This window comes from Leucobacter sp. M11, assembly GCF_035726885.1.
Classification (GTDB): Bacteria; Actinomycetota; Actinomycetes; order Actinomycetales; family Microbacteriaceae; genus JAPFRB01.
In genome coordinates this window covers 235-2,550 of record NZ_JAPFRB010000007.1, presented here as the reverse complement: position 1 = coordinate 2,550, position 2,316 = coordinate 235, and the positions used below count along the sequence as shown (strand labels likewise).

Here is a 2,316-nt window from a genome sequence, read left to right as displayed (position 1 = left end):
CTCGGCGGCTCCGCGAGCATCGGCTTCGACCCCGAGGGCAATCACAGCGTTGCCGTGTGGCTGCCGTGGGTGCCCGGGGCTCCGCTGGTGGACGGACCGGACGCCGTAGACTGAGGGTATGGATTCGGCCGTTTCCCCCGCCCGCCCCGTGCGCGAGCGCATCCGGGTGCTCATCGCCGACGACGATCCCTTCGTCCGCCGCTTGCTCGCCCAGGTGCTCGCGCAGGCCGAGGACCTCACGGTCGTCGCCCAGTGCGCCGACGGGATCGAGGTGCCGGGGGCCCTCGCCCAGCACCCCGCGGACGTGCTCCTGCTTGACGTGCGCATGGGGCAGATGTCTGGGATCGACGTGGTACGGATCGTGCGCGGCTTTCCGCGCCCCCCGGCCTGCGTGATGATCACCGCCTTCGACGACGAGGGCTCCGTCCTCGAAGCGATCGGAGCCGGAGCCGATGGCTTCCTCCTGAAAGACGAGGACCCCGAGACCATGCTCGCGGCGGTGCGGAAGGCGGCGCAGGGGCAGTCCCCCATGTCGGCGCGGAGCACGGGCTACCTGCAGCGGTTGATCCGGGCCGGGACCCCGGACGAGCCCCGCCGGGAGGCGCAGCGGCTCGTCGCCGAGCTCACCGAGCGCGAGCGCAGCGTCGCGGTGGCCGTGGCCCGCGGCGCGATGGACAAGGAGATCGCGGAGCAGCTGTTCATCGGCGTGGCCACGGTCAAGTCCGCGCTGGCCGGGGTGCACGATCGCTGGGGCACCCGGAACCGCGCGCAGGTCGCAACGATCGTTGGCCGGTCCGGCCTCGACCTCGTGTCCGGCGTGCCCGAGGCTCGCTGAATCCAGAAACCCGCTGAGCGCCGAGACCCGCTGAGCACGCGCGGGTGGCTTAGCCGGGAAGGCTGACCACGCCCGTCACGACGCCGGCTGCCCAGACCGCGCCGAGGGCGAGCACGATGCCGATCGCGGCGTAGGGCAGGTTTCCGAGCACCATCGCCCGGTTGGAGACCCCGTAGCGCTGCGCGAGCACCACGGTCACCCCGGAGATGGGACCCACCGGGGCGGCGATCCCCCAGCCGAAGGCGATCGCGACGCCGAGCAGCGTCGGCTCCGGGTGCAGCGGCAGGACGAGGCCCGCAATCACGGAAATCGCGATGAGCGGGTGCAGCCCGACGAGGGAGCCGAGCACGATCGCGATGGTGACGCCCCAGGCGTGCCAGGGGGTAAATGCGGTCCCGGGAATGGACACGCCGAAGTACTCAATGAGCTGGGCGAGCCCGACCGAGAGCACCCCGGCGGAGACGAACAGGAGCGCCTCGTTCGCGGAGCGGGGCAACTGGCCGATGCCCTCGACGCGGAACCGGCGCAGCGCGGTGCGGGGGCCCTGGCCGACCAACAACACCGCGAGCGGCACGAGGATCGCCGCGAGGAGCACGAGCCGCGGCACCGGCGTCCCCGGAAGCACCGCATGCCCCGCGACGACCACGGCGCACAGCAGGGCGGGCACGATGAGGAGCCGAGCCGAGAAGGGGAAGCCTGGCTCGTCCCGGAGCTCTGGGCCGCGCGTGCGGGCGTTTTGCAGGGTGCTCAGCAGCAGGAAGAGCACCGCAGCTGCCGCCCCGATCACCCCGATGATGCCGAGGTTCGCGGCGGGGACGGTCGCCAAGATCACCGCGGACACCACCCAGAAGGGCGACCACAGCGCCGCAATGGCGTAGGAGCGGGCGACGAGGTTGGCGTCCGCCAGGCTAAGGGAGCCGCGCCTGGCGAGCCGGTCCCCCACGATCCCGAGGGCGACCATGTTCAGAATCGAGCCGAGCACCTGGGTGACGACCGCGGTGCGCACGAGCCCGGGGACACCGCGGAGCCGGACGGCCACGTTCGGCCCGTCCGTCTGCACGGCGAGGCGGACGAAGGCCACCCCGGTCATCATCGCGATCAGATCCTGGTTCAGGCGACCGAGGAGCGCCGGCTGGAGGGCATCCCGATCCAGCAGGCTCCCGGCGAGCATGGCCGCGCCGCCGAGGCTGAGCAGCAGCAGGCAGATGAGCCGGGTGCGGCGTTCGGCGACGCGCAGGGCGAAGGGAATCAACACGAGCGCGCAGACTCCCGCGAGCAGACTCCCCGGAGGCCACCAGATCGAGGCGATCGTCGCGGTCATGAGCCCGAGGAGGGCCACGGTGACTCCGCGTTCCGGGAAAGTCTTCATCACAGGTCCAGACGTCGTTGTGTGTTGCGGTGCTGCGGGGTGCTGCGGGGTGCTTTGGTCGGTGTGGCGTCCTGGGCCAGCAGCGACGCGGGCCCGGGGACCGCCGTCGCAC

At 72.0% G+C, this 2,316-nt stretch carries 2 protein-coding genes; one reads left to right on the top strand and one right to left on the bottom strand.

Annotation, left to right across the window (positions count from 1 at the left end; genetic code table 11):
• Positions 1–118: 118 nt before the first annotated feature.
• On the top strand, positions 119–835 hold the full coding sequence (locus tag OOT08_RS17905) for a response regulator transcription factor (protein WP_325094233.1): 717 nt from the start codon (positions 119–121) through the stop codon (positions 833–835).
• A 49-nt stretch (positions 836–884) separates the two neighbouring features.
• On the opposite strand, the gene OOT08_RS17900 is transcribed toward OOT08_RS17905, so the two are convergent.
• A complete protein-coding gene (locus tag OOT08_RS17900; RefSeq protein ID WP_325094232.1) occupies positions 885–2,204 on the bottom strand; it encodes a hypothetical protein in 1,320 nt (439 codons plus the stop codon).
• Positions 2,205–2,316: the final 112 nt, after the last annotated feature.

What these genes read in the sequence shown, in the direction of transcription:
- OOT08_RS17905 (WP_325094233.1), top strand. Translation starts at nt 119, where the DNA reads ATGGATTCGGCCGTTTCCCCCGCCCGCCCCGTGCGCGAGCGCATCCGG.
- OOT08_RS17900 (WP_325094232.1), bottom strand. Translation starts at nt 2,204, where the DNA reads ATGAAGACTTTCCCGGAACGCGGAGTCACCGTGGCCCTCCTCGGGCTC.